Origin of the sequence: Streptomyces sp. 3211.6 (assembly GCF_003634815.1) — a bacterium.
Classification (GTDB): Bacteria; Actinomycetota; Actinomycetes; order Streptomycetales; family Streptomycetaceae; genus Streptomyces; species Streptomyces katrae_A.
In genome coordinates, this window is the sequence record NZ_RBXC01000001.1 from 2,210,063 (window position 1) to 2,227,223 (window position 17,161).

Sequence of the window (17,161 nt, forward strand, 5' to 3'; positions counted from 1 at the left end):
GATCGCGGTGAACGCTCCGCCGTGAAGTGCACAGCCACAACGACTGCCGCTCCGCACCCGTCTGACGCAGGAACAGGGCTCACGACCCGAGGAGAACGCACATGTACGTCCGAACCGCCGCCGCGGCAGCCGCCGCCTTCCTGGGCCTCACCCTGACCATGCTGGGCGGGTCGGCGTCGCCCGCCGCCACCGGCCCCGGATCCGCACCGGGCTCGACGGGACTCCTGGGCCCCACCGTGTACGCCCACCGGGGGGCCTCCGCGTACGCCCCGGAGAACACCCTGGCGGCGATCGACCTGGCGATGCGGCTGGGCTTCGACTGGGTCGAGAACGACGTCCAGCGGACCAGGGACGGCGAGCTGGTGGTGATCCACGACGACACCCTGGCCCGCACCACCGACGTCGAACAGGTCTTCCCCGACCGCAAGCCCTGGCGGGTCAAGGACTTCACGGCGGCGGAGATCGCCCGGCTGGACGCGGGGAGCTGGTTCTCGCCGCGGTTCGCCGGCGCCCGGGTGCCTACCCTGCGGGAGTACATGGAGCGGGTCCAGGACAACCGCCAGCGGCTGCTGCTGGAGATCAAGAAGCCGGAGCTCTACCCCGGGATCGAGGAGCAGACGCTGAAGGTGTTGGAGGAGACCGGCTGGCTGGACGCCCAGCACGTCGCACGGCGGCTGGTGGTGCAGAGCTTCAGCGCCGACTCCGTGCGCGTCGTGCACCGGCTGCGCCCCGACCTGGTGACGGCCTTCCTGGGCACCCCGACCGTGGCCGGCCTGCCCGAGTACGCCGAGTTCACCGACCGGATCAACCCGTGGCACACGACGATCTCGGCCGACTGGGTGGCGGCCGTGCACCGGCTGCGGGGGGCGCACGGCAAGACGATGGAGGTGGACACCTGGATCGTGGACGACGCCGCGACGGCCCGGAAGGTGCGGGAGATGGGGGTGGACGGAATCATCACCAACGCGCCGGACGTCGTACGGGGGGCCGTGGGCGGCTACTAGCCGCCGGCGGGCGGGGCTGTCGGTGGGGCGCCGTACCGTTGAGGCGTGGACAGCACCGAGCGGCCCCGCGGGCCGCACCTCGAATGGACCGTCCTCCCCAGCGAGATCGGTCCCCTGCTCCTGGCCGCGACCCCCGAGGGGCTGGTCCGGGTGGAATTCCATGCCGGGCCCGAGCGGGTCGGCCGGATGATCGGCGCGCTGGTCTCCCGGCTCGGCGCCGAGGCCTGGCGGCCGGACCCGGGCCGGGAGGTGCTGCTGGCCGAGCCGATACGCCAGCTCAAGGCCTACTTCGCGGGTACGCTGCGCCGCTTCGACCTGCCCCTGGACTGGCGGCTCAGTTCCGGGTTCAACCGGCAGGTGCTGCTGGAGCTCGACCGCTCGGTGCCCTACGGCTCGGTGGTGGGGTACGGGGAGCTGGCGGCCCGGGCCGGGCAGCCCGGGGCGGCCCAGGCCGTGGGCAACGCCATGGGCTCGAACCCGCTGCCGCTGGTGGTGGCCTGCCACCGCGTGGTGGAGAACGACGGGGGATCGGGGGCTTCGGGGGCGGGGTGGAGACCAAGCGGACCCTGCTCGCGCTGGAGGGCGTCCTGCCGCAGCCGCTGTTCTAGGGGGTCTGATGGATCTCCGCGGCCCCGTCTTACCCGGTTCCCCTCGGCGGTAAGGGGTGGGAAACTGCCGCGGTGACTACTGCTGCCGCCTGCCGCCTCACCGCGTACGGTCCTGCCCCGGACGTCCCGCCCGCGCGCCCGCGACGGGGGTGTCCGGCGTGACCGCCTCCCCCACGACCCCGCCCGCGGCCTCCGCCGCCACCCCCACGACCGCGTCGTCGTCCGTCACCGCGGCCGATCTGCCGCGCATCCAGCGCCGGACCTCCGCGGTGCTCATCGCCGGGCAGATGCTGGGCGGCCTGGGCGTGCCCATCAGCATCGCCCTGGCCCCCGTACTGGCCACCGAGATCAGCGGCACCGAGGCCCTGTCCGGGTTCGCCTCCACCGCCGCGGTGATCGGCACCGCCCTGGTCTCCCTGCCGCTCGCCGCGCTGACCACCGCGCGCGGGCGCCGGGCGGGGCTGCTGGCCGGGTACGCGATCGGCACGGTCGGGGCGGCCCTGGTCGTGCTGGCCGCCTCCGTGAAGAGCTTCCCGCTGCTCATGCTCGGCATGGCCGCCTTCGGCGCCGCGTCCTCCGCCAACCTCCAGGCCCGCTTCGCCGCCGCCGACCTCGCCGCCCCGGACCGGAGGGCCCGTGCGATCTCGGTGGTCGTCTGGGCCTCCACCATCGGCGCGGTGCTCGGGCCGAACCTCTCCGCCCCGGCCAGCGACAGCTTCGCCGGCACCTCCATACCCCAGACGGCGGGGCCCTTCGTGTGGGCGGCCGCCGTCTTCGTCCTCACCGGCACCCTGCTCGGCGTACTGCTGCGGCCCGACCCGCTGCTGACCGCGCGGGCCCTGGCCGGGCCCGGCGAGGAATCCCGCCAGGGCCGCTCGCTGCGTGCCGGGTTCGCCGCCGTCAAGGCCTCACCACGGGCCCGGCTCGCGCTGCTGACCGTCGCGGTGTCGCACACCACCATGGTCTCGATCATGGTGATGACCCCGGTCGACCTCGGCCACCACGGCGCGGGCCTGAAGCTGGTCGGGCTGGTGATCAGCGGGCACATCGCGGGCATGTTCGCGTTCTCGCCCGTCATGGGCTGGCTCGCCGACCGGCTGGGCAGGTTCTCCGTGATCGGCCTGGCGGCCGGGCTGCTCTCGGTCGCCGCCCTGCTGGCCGGTACGGCCGCCGGGAACCACGCGCAGAGCGCGGCCGGTCTCTTCCTGCTCGGCCTCGGCTGGTCCGCCGGCATGGTCTCCGGCTCGGCGCTGCTGACCGACTCGGTGCCGCAGCCCGCACGGGCCGCCGTCCAGGGCCTGAGCGACCTGACGATGAACGCGGCGGCCGGTCTGGGCGGCGCGGCCGCCGGCCTGGTGATGTCCCAGGCCGGCTACGGCTGGCTCAACGCCATCGGCGCCTCGCTGCTGCTGCCGATGGCCGCGCTGGCCCTGTTCACCGCCCGGCGGCACCCGGCGGCCGCCGCACCGTAGGGCGACCGCCGTTTCAGAGGTTGATGTGGTAGGCCTTGCGCAGGGTCTCGTGGACCGTCCAGGTGGTCCGGTCGCCCTTGCGCAGCACGCAGGCCGAGCCGGGTCCCAGCTCCAGGGTCGCGCCGCCCTCCACCTCCACGGTGGCGCGGCCGCTGACGACCACGAACAGTTCGTCGGCCTCGGTGTCGGTGACCACCCCGGGGGTGATCTGCCAGATGCCCCGGATCTGGGAGCCGTCCTCGGACTCCCAGAGCACCTTGCCGGTCACCACCGGGGCGCCGGAGACGATCTGGGCGGGGTCGAGGTCCTCGGCCTCCAGCTCGCCGTCGGGGACGTCCGTGACGGATACGGCGAAGGAGGCGGGGGCGGCGCTGTGGTCACTGGTGCTCATGGTGCGCCAGCGTAGGGCGGCCGCGCCGGCCGCGGGGTGATCAGAGCGTCCAGCGCGGGCGCGGCGCGCGCGTCACTCCGTCGAGTGCGCGGGGCGGCTTCGCGCCGGAGTGGGCGGGGGCGCGTTTGCGGGCGCGCGCCCCGTGCCATGGATGGGGACATGCCACAGCACAGAGCAGCCGAGGTCCCCGTCCTGTCGGAAGAGGTGCGCGAGGCGCTCGCCGCGCGCAGGCCCGTCGTCGCCCTGGAGTCGACGATCATCGCGCACGGCCTGCCCCGCCCCCGCAACCTGGCCGTGGGCCTGGAACTGGAGGAGCTGGTACGGGCGGAGGGCGCCGTCCCGGCGACGGTCGCGGTGGTCGACGGGGTGGCGTACGCGGGCCTGGACAAGGCGCGACTGGAGCGGATCGCGGCGGGCGAGGGGGTACGCAAACTCGGCCACCGCGACCTGGCCCCGGCGCTCGCGACGGGCGCCACGGGTGCGACGACGGTCTCGGCGACGGCCTTCCTGGCGGCCCGGGCCGGCCTGCGGGTCTTCGCCACGGGCGGGCTGGGCGGCGTGCACCGCGGGTTCGCGCAGACCCAGGACGAGTCGGCGGACCTGTCCCTGCTGGCCCGTACCCGGATCACGGTGGTGTGCGCGGGCGTGAAGTCCGTCCTGGACGTCCCCGCCACGCTCCAGCGGCTGGAGACGCTCGGCGTGGCGGTCGTCGGCTACCGCACGCGCGCCTTTCCCGGGTTCTACCTGGCGGACTCCGGCGAGCCGGTCGACTGGACGGTGGAGCGGCCGGAGGCGGTGGCGGAGATGATGGCCGCCCAGGACGCCGTGGCGGGCCCGGAGTCGGCCCTGGTGGTGGCCAACCCGGTCCCCCGCTCCGAGCAGCTGGACCCGGCGCTCCACGACCGCGTGCTGGCGCAGGCGCTGGCCGAGTGCGAGGAGCGCGGGATCACGGGGCAGGCGGTGACACCGTTCCTGCTGGGGTTCCTGGTACGGGCGACCGGCGGGGCCTCGCTGGAGGCGAACGTGGCCGCGGTACGGGGGAACGTGCGGCTCGCGGCACAGATCGCCGGGGCGTGGGCGGACCTGGCATGACGGGGGCGGGAGCGGGGGCCGCCCGGACACGGCAGGCGCGGGGGACGGGGGCGGGGACGGCCCGGACACCGCACGCACCGGGGGCGCTGGTGGTCGTCGGGGACGTGGTCACGGACGTGGTGGCGGTGCACCGGGAGCCGCTGGCCCCGGCCACCGACACCGCCGCCCGGATCCGCACCCTGCCCGGCGGGGCGGGGGCCAACGCGGCCTGCTGGGCGGCCCGCACGGGCACCGCCGAGGTACGGCTCCTGGCGCGGGTGGGCTGCGAGTCGGCGCGCTGGCACGAGCGGGCGCTGGTCGACGCGGGGGTGCGGCCCCGGCTGGTGGTGGACCCGGCCGAGCCGACCGGGACGGTGGTGGCGCTGGTCGGCGCCGACGCGGAGCGGACGTTCCTGACCGACAGCGGGGCCTCCCTGCGGCTGTGCCCGGCCGACTGGGCGCCCGCCCTGCTGGACGGGGCGGCCCACCTCCACCTGTCCGGCTACCTGTTCTTCGCCGAGCCCAGCCGGGAGCTGGCCCTGGTCGCCCTGCGGGCCGCACGGACGCGGGGGGTACCGGTCAGCGTGGACCCCGCCTCGGCGGGGTTCCTGGCCGCACTGGGCCCCGAGGCCTTCCTGAGGGCGGTGGCGGGCGTGGGGACCCTCCTGCCGAACGAGGACGAGGCCCGCCTCCTGGCCGGGGTCCCGGACACCGCGCGGGCCGCGCAGGAGCTCAGCCGGCGCGTTCCGCTGGTGGTGGTGACGCGCGGCACCGGCGGTGCACTCGTCGCCGAGGACGGCCGGATCACGGCGGAGGTCGAGGCGGAACCGGCGGACGCGGTGGACACCACCGGCGCGGGCGACGCCTTCACCGGCGGCTTCCTGGCGGCCCGCCTCTCGGGCGCCACCCCACCGACCGCAGCCCGCGCGGGCTGCCACACGGCGGCCCAAGCAATAACCCGCCTGGGCGGCCGGCCCTAGGGCGCTACCGTTCGCGGATCCCGGTCCAGGCCGGGTGGCGGGGGTCGTCGGCGCGGACCAGGGCGTCCGCCGTCGATTGCGGGTCCGACTCGCGGGCGTAGCGGGCGAACGCCGGCAGGGTCCAGTGGTCCGAGGGGTCCGTGCGCCGGGCCAGGGCGCCCGGTGAGAGGCTGATGTGCACGCTCAGGTCGAAGGGGAACCAGTGGCCCAGCAGGAGGGGGCCGTGCAGGATCAGGACGCCGCCCGGCGGGAGTTGCGCGTACGGGCTGCGGGTGGCGCGGTCGGTCACCGGGTCCCACAGGTCCGGCAGGACGCGTCCGGTGCCGCCGGGGTCCGTCGGCGCGAAGACCTCCCGCCACAGCGCTCCCGTGTCGTACCAGCCGCCCAGGTAGGTGTCCACGTCCTGCCGGCCGAACTCGAACCGCAGCGACGCCGGCCGCAGGAACCCGCCGGCCGCCACCACCAGCGCGGAACGCCCGCGCTGTCGCAGGGCGTCGGCCAGTTCGGCCGCGAGGACGCCGGTGCCGGCGGCGGGCGCGCCGTCGATGCCGACGCGCTGCCAGGGGCCGCCCCCTTCGGACGGTGCGTCGAGGTGGCCGGCGAGCCGCTCGGCCATCCGCTGCCAGGTGATCGCTTCCAGCTTCACGAACCCATTGTCAGTGGTCGCCCTTAGCGTTTTTCACGAGGGATCACCGGTGAACAGGAGCCGGCGGCCCGACTCTTGGGGAGGGGTCTGTCATGGCGCGGGAGACGACGTACCTGGAGCTGTCGCAGGAGGACGGCGCGGCGCACAAGTTCTACGAGGTGACCGTCGACGGCGTCCTCGTATCGGTGCGCTACGGCCGCATCGGCGCGGCCGGCCAGCTGCAGAGCTCGTCGTTCCCGACGGCGGAGAAGGCGCGGGCCGCCGCGGCCAAGAAGATCGGCGAGAAGGTCCGCAAGGGGTACGCCCCGGCGGTGCGGGGCGCGCGGGCGGCGCGGCCGGTGACCCGTCGCCAGGTGGCCTCGGCGCCGTCGACGGCCCGGGCGGTGGCGCCGGTGCTGTGGCGCTTCCGCACCGGTTCCGCGGCCTTCGGCATCCATGTGGACGAGGACCGCTGCTGGGTGGGCAACCAGGCGGGCGATGTCTACACGGTGAGCCACGGCGGGGAGGTACTCGCCCGGTACTCGCTGCCGGACGGGGTGAAGTGCCTGGTCGCCGACGAGTTCTGGATCTACGCGGGCTGTGACGACGGCACGGTGTACGACCTGTCGTCCAAGGTGCCGTTCGGGGCGTACGGGATAGCCGCGGACGTGGACATCTACTGGCTCGACATCCACGAGGGCGTGCTCCACGTCTCGGACGCGAACGGCGGCCTGACGGTCATCGACCACGAGGACGAGCACCAGTGGTCCCGCAAGTCCGCGGGCAACGGCGCCTGGATGGTCCGCGCGGACGAGCGGGCGGTGTACCACGGTCACGCCGGCGGCGTGACGGCCTACGCGGCGGACGGCACGGGCCAGTTGTGGCACACGGGGACGCCCGGCGGGGTGCTGTTCGGCTGGCAGGAGCAGGACGCGGTGTACGCGGGGACGGTGCGCAACACCGTGCAGCGGCTGTCGAAGGCGACGGGCGCGGTCGAGGCCTCGTACCGGTGCGACGCGGCGGTGTACTCGTGCGCGACCTCGCCGGACGGACGGCACGTGTTCGCCGGTGACTCCTCGTCCTCGGTGTACTGCTTCGACGCCGACGGGCGGCGGCTGTGGAAGCTGGGCACGGGCAGCGGGTCGGCGCTGTCGATGCAGTACCTGGACGAGCGGCTCTACCTGGTCACGACGGACGGTTCGCTGGTGTGCGTGGACGCGAGCGAGGCGGCGATCGCGGCGGCCCAGCGGGGTTCCGTGCCGACGGCGGTGGACGTGAAGTCGGCCGCGGCGCTGCCGGTGTTCACCCCGGCGGCGTCGGCCGCCGCGGTGGCGACGGTGTCGGTGGCTTCGGTGCCGTCGGGCGGTGTGGTGGTCGAGTGCGTCCAGGTGGGCGGCCGGATGCGGGTGCAGGTGGTGTCGGACGGTTTCGAGCCGGCCTGGAACGTGCAGTTCCCGCGGGGGATACGGGAGGCCGGGGCCCGCTACGTGGTGGACGGTCTGCATGCGGCGGCCGGGGGCTTCTACCGGGTGCGGGGCGAGATACGCCGGCTGGTCTGACCGGGGTGGCCCGGGGCTGCCGGGGCCGGGGGGGCCGCTTGGACCCGTGCGGGTGGTGCCGTGGTGGACGGGGGTCTCCACGGCGCCGCCCGGGCGGCTCAGGGGGTGTGGTCCGGGCAGCCGCAGGGGGTGGCGCCGAGCGGGGCGGGGGCGGGCAGGGCCCAGGGGTCGTCGTCGGCGAGTGCGCAGGTGACGTGGAGGACGACCGGGGCGGGGCCGAGGTTGCGGCCGAGGTGGACGTGGTCGTGGCCTTCGGGTTCGACGAAGGTGGCCCCCGTGGGGTGGACCTCCACGGTGCCGTCGGACAGGATCCGGGTGAGGGTCCCGGAGGTGACGGCCGCCATGAGCGGTACGAGGTGGTAGTGCCAGCCCGTGCAGCCGCCGGGCGGTATGACGACCTCCCGGCCCGAGAGGTCCGCGGGGAGCCGCGTTCTCGTGTGCCTCTCCGTCGTCGCCTGCCGTGCGCCCATGTGCTCTCCTCCACGGGCTCACCGCGTCCCGTACCGGCTCCCGTACGGGGTCACGCTAAGTGGAGGTCATAAGGTCCGGACAGATTTTCCGAATAACCAATAACCCACCTCCGTAAGGTGATATGGGCACCGGTCGGCGGTATCACAACCGCATGAGTCTCGTCGTCTTCGAGTCACTGAGGCCGGTCCACTGCGCCGAGTGCCGGCGGGGTCCGCTGCGGCACCTCGTCCGTGAGTCCGGGGTGCCGCGCTGCCTGGACTGTGCCGACCTGGGGCACCTCGTGTACCTGCCGCGCGGCAACGCGGCGCTCACCCGCCGGGCGCGGGAGGCCAGTTCGCTGTCGGCCGTCGTGGTGCGCCGGCACCGGGGGCGCCGGCGCTACGAGCGTCAGGGGCTGCTCGTCGAGGACGCCGCCCTGGCCCGCGCCGAGCGCGCCTGCCTCGCGGACGCCGACGCCCGGGCCCGGCGCCGGGAGCGGGACCGGCTGCGCCGGGCGGCCGAGGACGTACGGTTCACGGCCGCCTTCGCCGCCGAGATCCTGCGGCTGTTCCCCGGCTGTCCGCCCGAGCGGGCGCAGGCGATCGCCGCCCACGCCTCGGTGCGCGGCAGCGGCCGGGTCGGCCGCACCGCGGCCGGCCGGGCCCTGGACGAGCAGGCGGTGTCGATGGCGGTGCGGGCGGCCGTGCGGCACACCGACACCGAGTACGACGCCCTGCTGATGGCGGGGGTGCACCGGTTCGAGGCCCGCGCCCGGCTCGCGGCCCGCATCGACGCGATCCTCGACGGATGGCGTGCGGGGCCCGTCAGTTGACGCGGAAGCGGCGGTAGAGCATCACCCCGCCGAGGAGCAGTGCGCCGCTGCCGGGCAGCAGGTAGCCGAGCCCGTCGGAGCCGGTGTGGGCGAGGGCCGCGGGGCCGCCGGCCGGCAGGGAGGGCGCCGGGGTCGCGGGCGGGGTGACGGGCCGCTCGGTGACCGGCGGCAGCGGCTGGGGCGGCTTGCCCCCGGTGGGGGTCTCGCCGTTGACGGAGGTGTTCCCGTGGGAGGCGTTGCCGGCGCCGACGACGCTCACCGAGTTCCCGCTCACGTTGAGCGGGAGGTCGACGGGGAGTTGGATGCCGTTGCCGGACAGCACCCCGGGAGAATCCTTTCCGCGCCCTTCGGCAGCGGCCCCGCCCCCTTGCCCGCCCCCGGGTTTCGACGGATGGGAGGGCCTGGGATCGGGATTCCCGCCGTCCGGGCCCGTGTTGGCACAGCGGTTGCCCGCGGCCGGGTTGAGCACGCCGACCACGCTCACGGTGTTCCCGCACACGTTCACCGGCACGTGGACCGGCAGCTGCACCAGGTTCCCCGAGAGCAGCCCCGGCGAGCGCTGGGCGGTCCCGCCCGCGTCGGCGTCGGCGTGGGCGAGGCCGCCCACTCCCGCCACCGCCAGGCCGCCACCCGCGACCATCGCCGCGATCAAGCCGTTCCGACGACTGTGACGCATCAGCATTTCCTGCCTTCCGGAGGGTTTCCAGGGCGTCGCGCCCGTACCGGAGACAACGCGGTGGACCCGTTCGGGTTATAGAGCCGGTAGGCATTTCACTCCATCGTGTACTGGGTAGTGCCTACTTCATGACAGAACGACCGCTGCTCCTGCTGGACGTGGACGGCCCGCTGAACCCCTTCCGGTCCCTCTCGGCGGGACTGCGCGGCTACACCAGCCACCGCATGCGCCCGGACGTCTGGCTCGCCTACCGCGACCCGCAATCCCGCCGCGCCCGTCGCGGGGTGCGGGTGCGCCTGCACCCCTCGCACGGGGCCCGCCTGCTGGCCCTGCCGTTCGAACTCGCCTGGGCCACCGCCTGGACCCATCAGGCCAACACCCTGATCTCCCCGCACATCGGGCTGCCCGCCGACCTCCCCGTGGTCGACTGGCCGGAGCTCTTCGCCCGCGACCCGGACGGCCTCTCCTGGAAGACCCGCCACCTCCTGGACTGGGCGGCCGGGCGCCCCTTCGCCTGGGTCGACGACATGATCACCCCGCAGGACCGGGCCTGGGTCCGCGAGCACCATCCGGCCCCGGCCCTCCTGCTGCGCGTCCTGCCCCGCCACGGCCTGCGCGAGCGGGACTTCGCGGCCCTGTCCTCCTGGGCGGCCGGGCTCAGCCCCGCAGGGCGCTGACCGGGTCCGGAGAGGGCCGGCCCGTGGGCCACCAGTCGTCCGTCCCCGGACGGGATTCGTAGGCGTACCAGAGGCCGTCACGGCCCAGGCGGAGCTGGCGGGTGCGGTCGGTGAGGCGGTTGCGTCCGGGGCGGAAGGAGCCCTGTCCGGCGGCGAGCAGGGCGGGGCGGGCCCGGTCGAAGGGGCCGGCCGGCGGGTCCCACGGCTCGTCGAGGACGGTCAGCGCGGGCAGCCCGCCCTGCCGCCAGGCCGCGGCGGCGCGGGCCAGGTCGGTGGTGGTCCGCCCGGTGGCCCTGGCCAGTTCGCGGTAGAGGGCGCGGGCGGCGCCGGTGAGACCGGCCGTGGGGTGAGCGGAGGCCAGTCGTACGGCGTCCTGCCAGAGGCCGAGTCCGCCGATCGGGTCCTCGCCCGTGGTGAGCAGCGCCAGGGCGCGGGCGGCCGCGTCACCGGCGAGCTGCTCCAGCGCCAGCGGGTCCGGGGCCGCCGGGTCGGACGGGTAGGCGGGCGGCGCTCCCACCGCCGCCGGAGCGGCGAGCGGGGCGGGCAGCGGGGGCAGGACCGTGCGGGCCACCGCGGCGCGGGCCGGAACACCGGGGAAGTCCGGCGCGGCGTCGGGCCGTTCGCGCGCGGCGTGCGCGGCGTTGCGCCGGGCCAGGTCCTCCAGGAGCTCCCGCTCGCCGCGGCCGCGCAGGAGCAGCAGGACGAACGGGTCGGCGTCGAGGAGGCGGGCGGCCCGGTAGCAGAGGGCCGCCGCGTGCTTGCAGGGCGGTCTCGCGGGGTCCGGGCAGGAGCAGCGCGCCCGCAGTTCGCCCGCCCCGGGCAGGACCAGCCCGGCGAGGGACTGCGGGACCTCCCGCTCCAGCAGTGCCGCCAGCGCGGCGGGATCCGCCGCCACCGCCTCCAGCACCTCGGCCCACTCGGCGTCGTCGAAGGCGGCCAGGGCCAGCTCGGTGCGGTAGGGGCGGGCCCGGCTGCCCCGGACGTAGGCCACGATCCGGCCGGGGGTGACCGTCACCGCGTCGACGTGTCCCTCGCCGGCGTACGCACGGCCGCGCGCGAGGCGGCCCGCGTCCGGCGCGGACTCCTCCAGGGCGCGCACCCAGGCCCGGCCCCACCAGGTCACGGCCTCCGGCCCGGCGGGCACGGTCTCGAAGGTGCGGCGGCGGTCGTCCCGCGCGGTGATCATGCGGGCCTCCGCAGGGAGACGAGGTCGGCCAGCTCGCGGTCGGTGAGCTCGGTCAGCGCGGACTCGCCGGAGCCCAGCACGGCGTCGGCGAGGGCGCGTTTGGCCTCCAGGAGTTCGGCGATGCGGTCCTCGACGGTGCCCTCGGCGATGATGCGGTGGACCTGGACGGGCTGGGTCTGGCCGATGCGGTAGGCGCGGTCGGTGGCCTGTTCCTCGACGGCCGGGTTCCACCAGCGGTCGTAGTGGACGACGTGCCCCGCACGGGTGAGGTTGAGGCCGGTGCCGGCGGCCTTGAGGGAGAGCAGGAAGACGGGTACGGCGCCGGACTGGAAGCGGTCGACGAGTTCCTCGCGGCGGGGCACCGGGGTGCCGCCGTGCAGGAGCTGGCTGGGGATGCCGCGGGCGGCGAGGTGGCGTTCGAGGATGCGGGCCATCGTCACGTACTGGGTGAAGACCAGGACCGAGCCGCCCTCGGCCAGGATGGTGTCCAGCAGCTCGTCGAGCAGGGCGAGTTTGCCCGAGCGGTGCGGGATGCGCGGCTCGGCCTCCCTCAGGTACTGCGCCGGGTGGTTGCAGATCTGCTTGAGCGAGGCCAGCAGCTTCATGATCATCCCGCGCCGCTCGATGCCCTCGCTGCCCTCGATCACGGCCATCGCCTCCTCCACCGCCGCCTGGTAGAGCGAGACCTGCTCCCGGGTCAGGGACACCGGATGGTCGGTCTCGGTCTTCGGCGGCAGCTCGGGCGCGATACCCGGGTCGGACTTCTTGCGGCGCAGCAGGAACGGCCGCACCAGCGCGGCCAGCCGGGCGACGGCCGCCTCGTTGCCCCCGTCCTCCTCCTGCTGGTGCTCCACGGGGCGGGCGTGCCGGGCGCGGAAGGCGGTGAGCGGGCCCAGCAGCCCGGGGGTGGTCCAGTCGAGGAGCGCCCACAGCTCGGAGAGGTTGTTCTCCACGGGGGTACCGGTCAGCGCCACCCGCGCCGGGGCCGGGATCGTCCGCAGCGCCTTCGCGGTCGCCGAATGCGGGTTCTTCACGTGCTGTGCCTCGTCGGCGACGACCAGCCCCCAGCGCTGGGCGGCCAGCCGCCCGGCCGAGGCCCGCATCGTCCCGTAGGTGGTGAGGACGAAGCCGCCCCCGAGGGAGTCGAGGGTGCGGTCCCCGCCGTGGAAGCGGCGCACGGGCGTCCCCGGGGCGAACCTCTCGATCTCCCGCTGCCAGTTCCCCAGCAGGGAGGCCGGGCACACCACCAGCGTGGGCTCCGGGCGGGCCCGGTGCAGGTGCAGCGCGATCAGCGTGACCGTCTTGCCCAGCCCCATGTCGTCGGCGAGACAGCCCCCGAGCCCCAGCGAGGTCATCAGGTCCAGCCAGGCCAGCCCCCGCAGCTGGTAGTCCCGCAGGGTGGCCTTCAGCCCCGCCGGAGCGGCCGGCGGGACCAGCTCGCCCGTCAGCCGGTCCCGCAGCGCGGCGAGCGCGCCCGCCGGGACCGCTTCCACCGGCTCTCCGTCGACCTCGGCCGTCCCCGTCAGTACGGTGGCGAGCGCGTCCACCGGGTCCAGCAGGCCCAGCTCCCGCTTGCGCGCCTTGCGCACCAGCTCGGGGTCGACCCGCACCCACTGGTCGCGCAGCCGTACCACCGGCCGGTGGGCCTGCGCGAGGGCGTCCATCTCCGAAGGGGTGAGCCGGTCGCCTCCGAGTGCGAGCTCCCAGGAGAACGCGAACAGCCCGGCGGCGTCGAAGAAGGCCGTGCCGTCGGTGGCGGAGCCCGGCGCGGCCTGCCGGACGACGGCGGTCGCGGTGAGGGTACGGGCGAGCTCGCGCGGCCAGTGCACCGCGACCCCGGCCCGCTCCAGCCGGGTCGCGGCGGCGCCCAGGAGGTCTTCGAGCTCCGGATCGGACAGGGCGAGGGAGTCGGGCACGGGCTGGTCGAGCAGGCGCAGCAGCGGCGGCCAGACCCGGCCGGCCCGGCGCAGCGCGAGCACGGCGTCGATCCGGGCGCGCGGCCCGAAGCCGGCCGCGGCGGCCCCGGCCCACAGCGGCCCGGCGTCGGTCACCAGGGTCGGGTCGGCGAGGCTGTGCACCTGGACCACGGCGGCCCCGGCACGGCGGACGTCCTCCGGCTCGGCCTCGTCGAAGAGGCGGAACGCGGACAGGTCGAGCCGCAGGGAGATCCCCACCCCGGCATCGGCGCCCGCCGCGACCTGCGCGGCCCACTCCCGTATCCCGGGCACCTGCTGCGGCGGGGCCGCGGCGAACGGCGCTCCGGCGGCGAACGGCGCGGCCGGGGTGCGCGGCAGGGTGTCGGCGACGGCGTCGAGGAAGGCCCGGACCAGGGCCTGTGGTTCGGGCAGCGCCAGCGGGCGGCGCCCCGGGAGCGGGGTGGCGTACCCCTCGTACGGGAGGGCGGCGGCGACGGCGCGCAGGTAGCCGACGTCATCGGCGTCGAGCGGACCGGCGCGCCAGGCGTCGGCGCCGCCCGGCGTGAGCCCGGGCAGCAGGCGGCCCCGGGCCGTGAGGGCCAGGGCCTGTACGGCGGCGGTGCCCCAGGCCCGGGTGGCGGGATGGGCGGCGGGGCTGTGGGCGGCCCGGGTCAGCAGGGGCAGGGCCTCGGCCACGGGGAGGGTCAGGGCCGGCACGCTGCGGGTACGGACCCCGGAGCCGTGCGGCCGCACGACCTGGAGCGGATGCGGGGTCCCGGGGCCCTCGGGCAGCGGCTCCCCCTGGGGGCACCAGAAGGCCACCCGCCCCTCACGGGGGACCTCGGCGGGGAGGAACACGGCGGCCCGGCGCAGCAGCGGCGGCAGCGGCGACGGCCGTTGCGGCGCCGGCTGATCTGGCGACGGCCGATGCATCGACTGAGGCATCGACTGAGGCATCGACTGAGGCATCGGGTGATGCGACGGCTGTGGATGCGGCTGCGTGGTCACGAGTCCCCCTCCCTGGTGCTCGGCGCTCCGCCCGGTCGTGGCGGATCCCATGCCGCCGAGTCTAGGCGCGGCCACTGACAACGCCGCTGACCTGGGCATACGCGGGCCCTGCGGAGCGTGCCACCATGGAAGGGAGGTCTCCGTCGGGGCGAAGGGACGACCATGCGAAGCGGAAACGAGCCCCTGACCGCCCGCAGCCCGCTGCGGCTGCGGTTCTGGCTCAGCGTGTGGGGGCTGATCTGGGCGGCCGCCGGAGCGGCGGCGTTCTCGCTGGCCGGACGGCCCGGCTGGGCCGCGGCCTGCGCGGCACTGGCGGTGCTGGCCGCCGTGGACCTGGCCGTGGTGGTCCACCACATCCACCAGGGCCCGCACTACCAGCCGGGGCGCGACATCCCCCCGTACGAACCCCCGCGCAGCCGGTGACGCACGCGCCGGGCCGCGGACCCGGCGCCGTCAGCCCTCGAAGCGGGCCGCCTCCAGGTACTCGGGCTGCGGGTCGAGGGCGGCGGCGAGCCGGAAGTGCCGCCGGGCCCGCTCGGGCCGGCCGGCACGCTGGTGGGTGCGGGCCAGCGCGAAGTGGGCGAAGGCGTTGTCCGGCTCCCGCTCCAGGACCAGCTCGAACTCCAGCTGCGCGGGCCGCAGCTGGGCCGCCGCGAAGAAGGCCCGGGCGCGCAGCAGGCGCGCCGCGGTGTTCTCGGGGTGGGCGGCTATGACGGAGTCGAGCAGCCGGACCGCGCCGCGCGGGTCCCGGGCTTCGAGCAGCTGCTCGGCGGCCCGGTAGTCGATGACGTGGGTCTCGGGACTCGGGGGGCCGGCGGGCTCCCGCGGGGACGGCGGCGTGGGCGTGGTGTCGGGCACAGTAAGTCTCCTTCCCTCTGCGCACGCCCTCAACGCACCTGCGCACCAGGGTTGTTCCCCGGTGACGCGGCGGCCGCGTTCCGCTACTCCGCGCACGCCGCACGCACTGCGGCCCCGACCCGGGCGCGCCGTCCACGGCCCGCGCCCGCCGCCCGTGGGCGGGTGGCCGGGCTGCTCCGCGGAACTGTCGCTTTACGCGTCCCCCGTGCGCGCCGCGGCCCGCTCCCCGAGCTGTTCCCACACCGCGCGGACCTGGGGCTCCAGTGCCTCCAGCGGGCCGTCGTTGTCGATCACCAGCGTGGCCACCGCCAGCCGCTGTTCCCGGGTGGCCTGCGCGGCCATGCGGGCGCGGGCCTCCTCCTCGGTCATCCCGCGCAGCGCGGTGAGCCGGGCCAGCTGCGTCGCCGGTGCGGCGTCCACGACGACCACCAGGTCGTACAGCGGTGCGAGCCCGTTCTCCGTGAGGAGCGGGACGTCGTGCACCACGATCGCGTCGGGCCCGGCGGCCTCCTCCAGCTCGGCGGACCGGGCCCCGACCAGCGGGTGCACGATCGCGTTCAGCGTGCGGAGCTTCTCGGGGTCGGCGAAGACGATCGCCCCGAGCTTCGGCCGGTCCAGCGCCCCGTCATCGGTCAGCACGGACTTCCCGAAGGCCTCCACCACGGCCGCGAGGCCCGGTGTGCCCGGCTCCACGACCTCCCGTGCGATCCGGTCGGCGTCCACGACGACCGCCCCGTACCCCGCCAGCAGCCGCGAGACCTCGCTCTTGCCGGCACCGATTCCGCCTGTCAGGCCCACCTTCAGCATGCCCAGCACCCTAACGCCCCGCTCCCGGACGGCTCCGGCCGCATCCCTGCGCCCCCCACTGCCGTCCGTTACGCGTCGCCCTCGCGCTCCGCGAGGAACCGCTCGAACTCGCGGCCGAGCTCGTCCGCCGTCGGGATCTCGGCCGGCTCGGCGATCATGTTGCCCCGGGTCTCGGCCCCGGCGGCGGCGTCGTACTGGTGCTCCAGACCCTGGACGAGGCTGACGAGCTCCTCGTCGCCCTCGCGGATCTGCCGGTCGATCTCCGTCTGCGTGCGGTGCGCCTCGGTGCGCAGGGCGTGGGCGACGGCCGGCAGGACCAGTCCGGTCGCGGCGGTGATCGCCTCGAGCGCGGTGAGCGCGGCGTCCGGGTACGGGGAGCGGGCGACGTAGTGCGGGACGTGCGCCGCGACGCCGAGCACGTCGTGCCCGGCCTGGGCGAGGCGGAACTCGATCAGCGACTCGGCGCTGCCGGGGACCTGGGCCTCGTCGAAGGGGCTGCGGTGGCCGGGCATCAGGTCGGTGCGGTTGCCGTGCGGGGTGATGCCGACGGGCCGGGTGTGCGGGACGCCCATGGGGATGCCGTGGAAGTTGACCGAGAGCCGGACGCCGAGCCGCTCCACGATCTGGCGGACGGCGACGGCGAAGCGCTCCCACTCCACGTCCGGCTCGGGGCCGGAGAGCAGCAGGAAGGGCGCGCCGGTGGCGTCCTGGACGAGGCGGACCTCCAGGCGGGGTTCCTCGAACTCCGTCCAGTGGTCGCGCTGGAAGGTCAGCAGCGGGCGGCGGGCCCTGTAGTCCACCAGCCGGTCCGCGTCGAAGCGGGCCACCACCTGGTGGGGCAGGGTGTCGAGGAGCCGCTCGACGATCTGCTCGCCGGTCTCTCCGGCGTCGATGTAGCCCTCGAAGTGGTAGAGCATGACCAGTCCGGCCGAGTCCTGGGCCAGCGCCATGTCGGCCACCGCCAGACCCTTGGCGTCCCATTCGTACAGACCCTGTGGATCACGCACCGTCACCACTCCTCCCTCGCACCGTGTTCTCTGC

At 75.5% G+C, this 17,161-nt stretch carries 17 protein-coding genes and 1 pseudogene; 9 read left to right on the forward strand and 9 right to left on the reverse strand.

Annotation, left to right across the window (positions count from 1 at the left end):
* The first annotated feature begins 101 nt into the window (after nt 1-101).
* From BX286_RS10275 to BX286_RS10285, 3 genes and pseudogenes are all read left to right on the forward strand, one after another.
* Nucleotides 102-1,004: a glycerophosphodiester phosphodiesterase family protein gene (locus tag BX286_RS10275; RefSeq protein WP_121014882.1), complete on the forward strand. Its 903-nt coding sequence runs from the start codon at nt 102-104 to the stop codon at nt 1,002-1,004.
* Nucleotides 1,005-1,049: 45 nt separating this feature from the next.
* A pseudogene (locus tag BX286_RS10280) lies at nt 1,050-1,612 on the forward strand (methylated-DNA--[protein]-cysteine S-methyltransferase).
* Nucleotides 1,613-1,770: 158 nt separating this feature from the next.
* A complete protein-coding gene (locus BX286_RS10285) occupies nt 1,771-3,084 on the forward strand; it encodes an MFS transporter (protein ID WP_398898361.1) in 1,314 nt (437 codons plus the stop codon).
* A gap of 13 nt (nt 3,085-3,097) precedes the next feature.
* Here the strand turns inward: BX286_RS10285 and BX286_RS10290 are convergent, their stop codons facing one another.
* Complete coding sequence (locus BX286_RS10290) at nt 3,098-3,475, reverse strand: cupin domain-containing protein (RefSeq protein WP_079425763.1); 378 nt, start codon at nt 3,473-3,475, stop codon at nt 3,098-3,100.
* A 159-nt stretch (nt 3,476-3,634) separates the two neighbouring features.
* Here BX286_RS10290 and BX286_RS10295 point away from each other — a divergent pair, with 159 nt between their 5' ends.
* Together BX286_RS10295 and BX286_RS10300 are read left to right on the forward strand one after the other, a co-directional pair.
* Complete coding sequence (locus BX286_RS10295; RefSeq protein WP_100863858.1) at nt 3,635-4,567, forward strand: pseudouridine-5'-phosphate glycosidase; 933 nt, start codon at nt 3,635-3,637, stop codon at nt 4,565-4,567.
* Complete coding sequence (locus BX286_RS10300) at nt 4,564-5,526, forward strand: carbohydrate kinase family protein (RefSeq protein WP_100863857.1); 963 nt, start codon at nt 4,564-4,566, stop codon at nt 5,524-5,526. Before BX286_RS10295 ends, BX286_RS10300 begins: the two co-directional genes overlap by 4 nt.
* A 4-nt stretch (nt 5,527-5,530) precedes the next feature.
* On the opposite strand, the gene BX286_RS10305 is transcribed toward BX286_RS10300, so the two are convergent.
* Nucleotides 5,531-6,172, reverse strand: a complete 642-nt coding sequence (locus BX286_RS10305) for a uridine kinase (RefSeq protein WP_100863856.1) — start codon at nt 6,170-6,172, stop codon at nt 5,531-5,533.
* 92 nt (nt 6,173-6,264) lie between these two features.
* Here BX286_RS10305 and BX286_RS10310 point away from each other — a divergent pair, with 92 nt between their 5' ends.
* Nucleotides 6,265-7,710: a WGR domain-containing protein gene (locus BX286_RS10310; RefSeq protein WP_079425773.1), complete on the forward strand. Its 1,446-nt coding sequence runs from the start codon at nt 6,265-6,267 to the stop codon at nt 7,708-7,710.
* A 98-nt stretch (nt 7,711-7,808) separates the two neighbouring features.
* Here BX286_RS10310 and BX286_RS10315 read toward each other — a convergent pair whose 3' ends face one another.
* A complete protein-coding gene (locus tag BX286_RS10315) occupies nt 7,809-8,180 on the reverse strand; it encodes a hypothetical protein (RefSeq protein WP_079425774.1) in 372 nt (123 codons plus the stop codon).
* A 152-nt stretch (nt 8,181-8,332) separates the two neighbouring features.
* Here BX286_RS10315 and BX286_RS10320 point away from each other — a divergent pair, with 152 nt between their 5' ends.
* Entirely contained in the window at nt 8,333-8,992 is a 660-nt protein-coding gene (locus BX286_RS10320) for a DUF2293 domain-containing protein (RefSeq protein ID WP_079425776.1), read from the forward strand.
* Here BX286_RS10320 and BX286_RS37850 read toward each other — a convergent pair.
* On the reverse strand, nt 8,985-9,668 hold the full coding sequence (locus tag BX286_RS37850) for a chaplin (RefSeq protein ID WP_079431652.1): 684 nt from the start codon (nt 9,666-9,668) through the stop codon (nt 8,985-8,987). The two genes, BX286_RS10320 and BX286_RS37850, sit on opposite strands and share 8 nt — an antisense overlap.
* A 128-nt stretch (nt 9,669-9,796) precedes the next feature.
* On the opposite strand from BX286_RS37850, the gene BX286_RS10330 reads away from it, so the two are divergent.
* Complete coding sequence (locus tag BX286_RS10330; protein ID WP_079425778.1) at nt 9,797-10,345, forward strand: hypothetical protein; 549 nt, start codon at nt 9,797-9,799, stop codon at nt 10,343-10,345.
* Here BX286_RS10330 and BX286_RS10335 read toward each other — a convergent pair.
* Together BX286_RS10335 and BX286_RS10340 are read right to left on the reverse strand one after the other, a co-directional pair.
* Nucleotides 10,326-11,531: an SWIM zinc finger family protein gene (locus BX286_RS10335; protein ID WP_121014883.1), complete on the reverse strand. Its 1,206-nt coding sequence runs from the start codon at nt 11,529-11,531 to the stop codon at nt 10,326-10,328. The genes BX286_RS10330 and BX286_RS10335 overlap by 20 nt on opposite strands.
* Entirely contained in the window at nt 11,528-14,380 is a 2,853-nt protein-coding gene (locus BX286_RS10340; protein ID WP_079425783.1) for a DEAD/DEAH box helicase, read from the reverse strand. The genes BX286_RS10335 and BX286_RS10340 overlap by 4 nt, the downstream gene beginning before the upstream one ends.
* Before the next feature lie 237 nt (nt 14,381-14,617).
* Between BX286_RS10340 and BX286_RS10345 the strand changes: the two genes are divergently transcribed.
* Nucleotides 14,618-14,878: a DUF6343 family protein gene (locus BX286_RS10345; protein WP_079425785.1), complete on the forward strand. Its 261-nt coding sequence runs from the start codon at nt 14,618-14,620 to the stop codon at nt 14,876-14,878.
* A gap of 30 nt (nt 14,879-14,908) precedes the next feature.
* On the opposite strand, the gene BX286_RS10350 is transcribed toward BX286_RS10345, so the two are convergent.
* From BX286_RS10350 to BX286_RS10360, 3 genes are all read right to left on the reverse strand, one after another.
* A complete protein-coding gene (locus BX286_RS10350) occupies nt 14,909-15,313 on the reverse strand; it encodes a tetratricopeptide repeat protein (protein ID WP_079425787.1) in 405 nt (134 codons plus the stop codon).
* Between the two features lie 192 nt (nt 15,314-15,505).
* Nucleotides 15,506-16,120: a dephospho-CoA kinase gene (coaE, locus tag BX286_RS10355; protein ID WP_079431653.1), complete on the reverse strand. Its 615-nt coding sequence runs from the start codon at nt 16,118-16,120 to the stop codon at nt 15,506-15,508.
* Between the two features lie 68 nt (nt 16,121-16,188).
* A complete protein-coding gene (locus BX286_RS10360; RefSeq protein WP_079431654.1) occupies nt 16,189-17,127 on the reverse strand; it encodes a PAC2 family protein in 939 nt (312 codons plus the stop codon).
* Nucleotides 17,128-17,161: the final 34 nt, after the last annotated feature.

Bases quoted from the DNA above. Each gene is read 5' to 3' on its own strand.
- BX286_RS10320 (WP_079425776.1), top strand. From the start codon at position 8,333: ATGAGTCTCGTCGTCTTCGAGTCACTGAGGCCGGTCCACTGCGCCGAG.
- BX286_RS10315 (WP_079425774.1), bottom strand. From the start codon at position 8,180: ATGGGCGCACGGCAGGCGACGACGGAGAGGCACACGAGAACGCGGCTC.
- BX286_RS10300 (WP_100863857.1), top strand. From the start codon at position 4,564: ATGACGGGGGCGGGAGCGGGGGCCGCCCGGACACGGCAGGCGCGGGGG.
- BX286_RS37850 (WP_079431652.1), bottom strand. From the start codon at position 9,668: ATGCGTCACAGTCGTCGGAACGGCTTGATCGCGGCGATGGTCGCGGGT.
- BX286_RS10290 (WP_079425763.1), bottom strand. From the start codon at position 3,475: ATGAGCACCAGTGACCACAGCGCCGCCCCCGCCTCCTTCGCCGTATCC.
- coaE (WP_079431653.1), bottom strand. From the start codon at position 16,120: ATGCTGAAGGTGGGCCTGACAGGCGGAATCGGTGCCGGCAAGAGCGAG.
- BX286_RS10295 (WP_100863858.1), top strand. From the start codon at position 3,635: ATGCCACAGCACAGAGCAGCCGAGGTCCCCGTCCTGTCGGAAGAGGTG.
- BX286_RS10330 (WP_079425778.1), top strand. From the start codon at position 9,797: ATGACAGAACGACCGCTGCTCCTGCTGGACGTGGACGGCCCGCTGAAC.
- BX286_RS10310 (WP_079425773.1), top strand. From the start codon at position 6,265: ATGGCGCGGGAGACGACGTACCTGGAGCTGTCGCAGGAGGACGGCGCG.
- BX286_RS10345 (WP_079425785.1), top strand. From the start codon at position 14,618: ATGCGAAGCGGAAACGAGCCCCTGACCGCCCGCAGCCCGCTGCGGCTG.
- BX286_RS10275 (WP_121014882.1), top strand. From the start codon at position 102: ATGTACGTCCGAACCGCCGCCGCGGCAGCCGCCGCCTTCCTGGGCCTC.
- BX286_RS10340 (WP_079425783.1), bottom strand. From the start codon at position 14,380: ATGCATCGGCCGTCGCCAGATCAGCCGGCGCCGCAACGGCCGTCGCCG.
- BX286_RS10335 (WP_121014883.1), bottom strand. From the start codon at position 11,531: ATGATCACCGCGCGGGACGACCGCCGCCGCACCTTCGAGACCGTGCCC.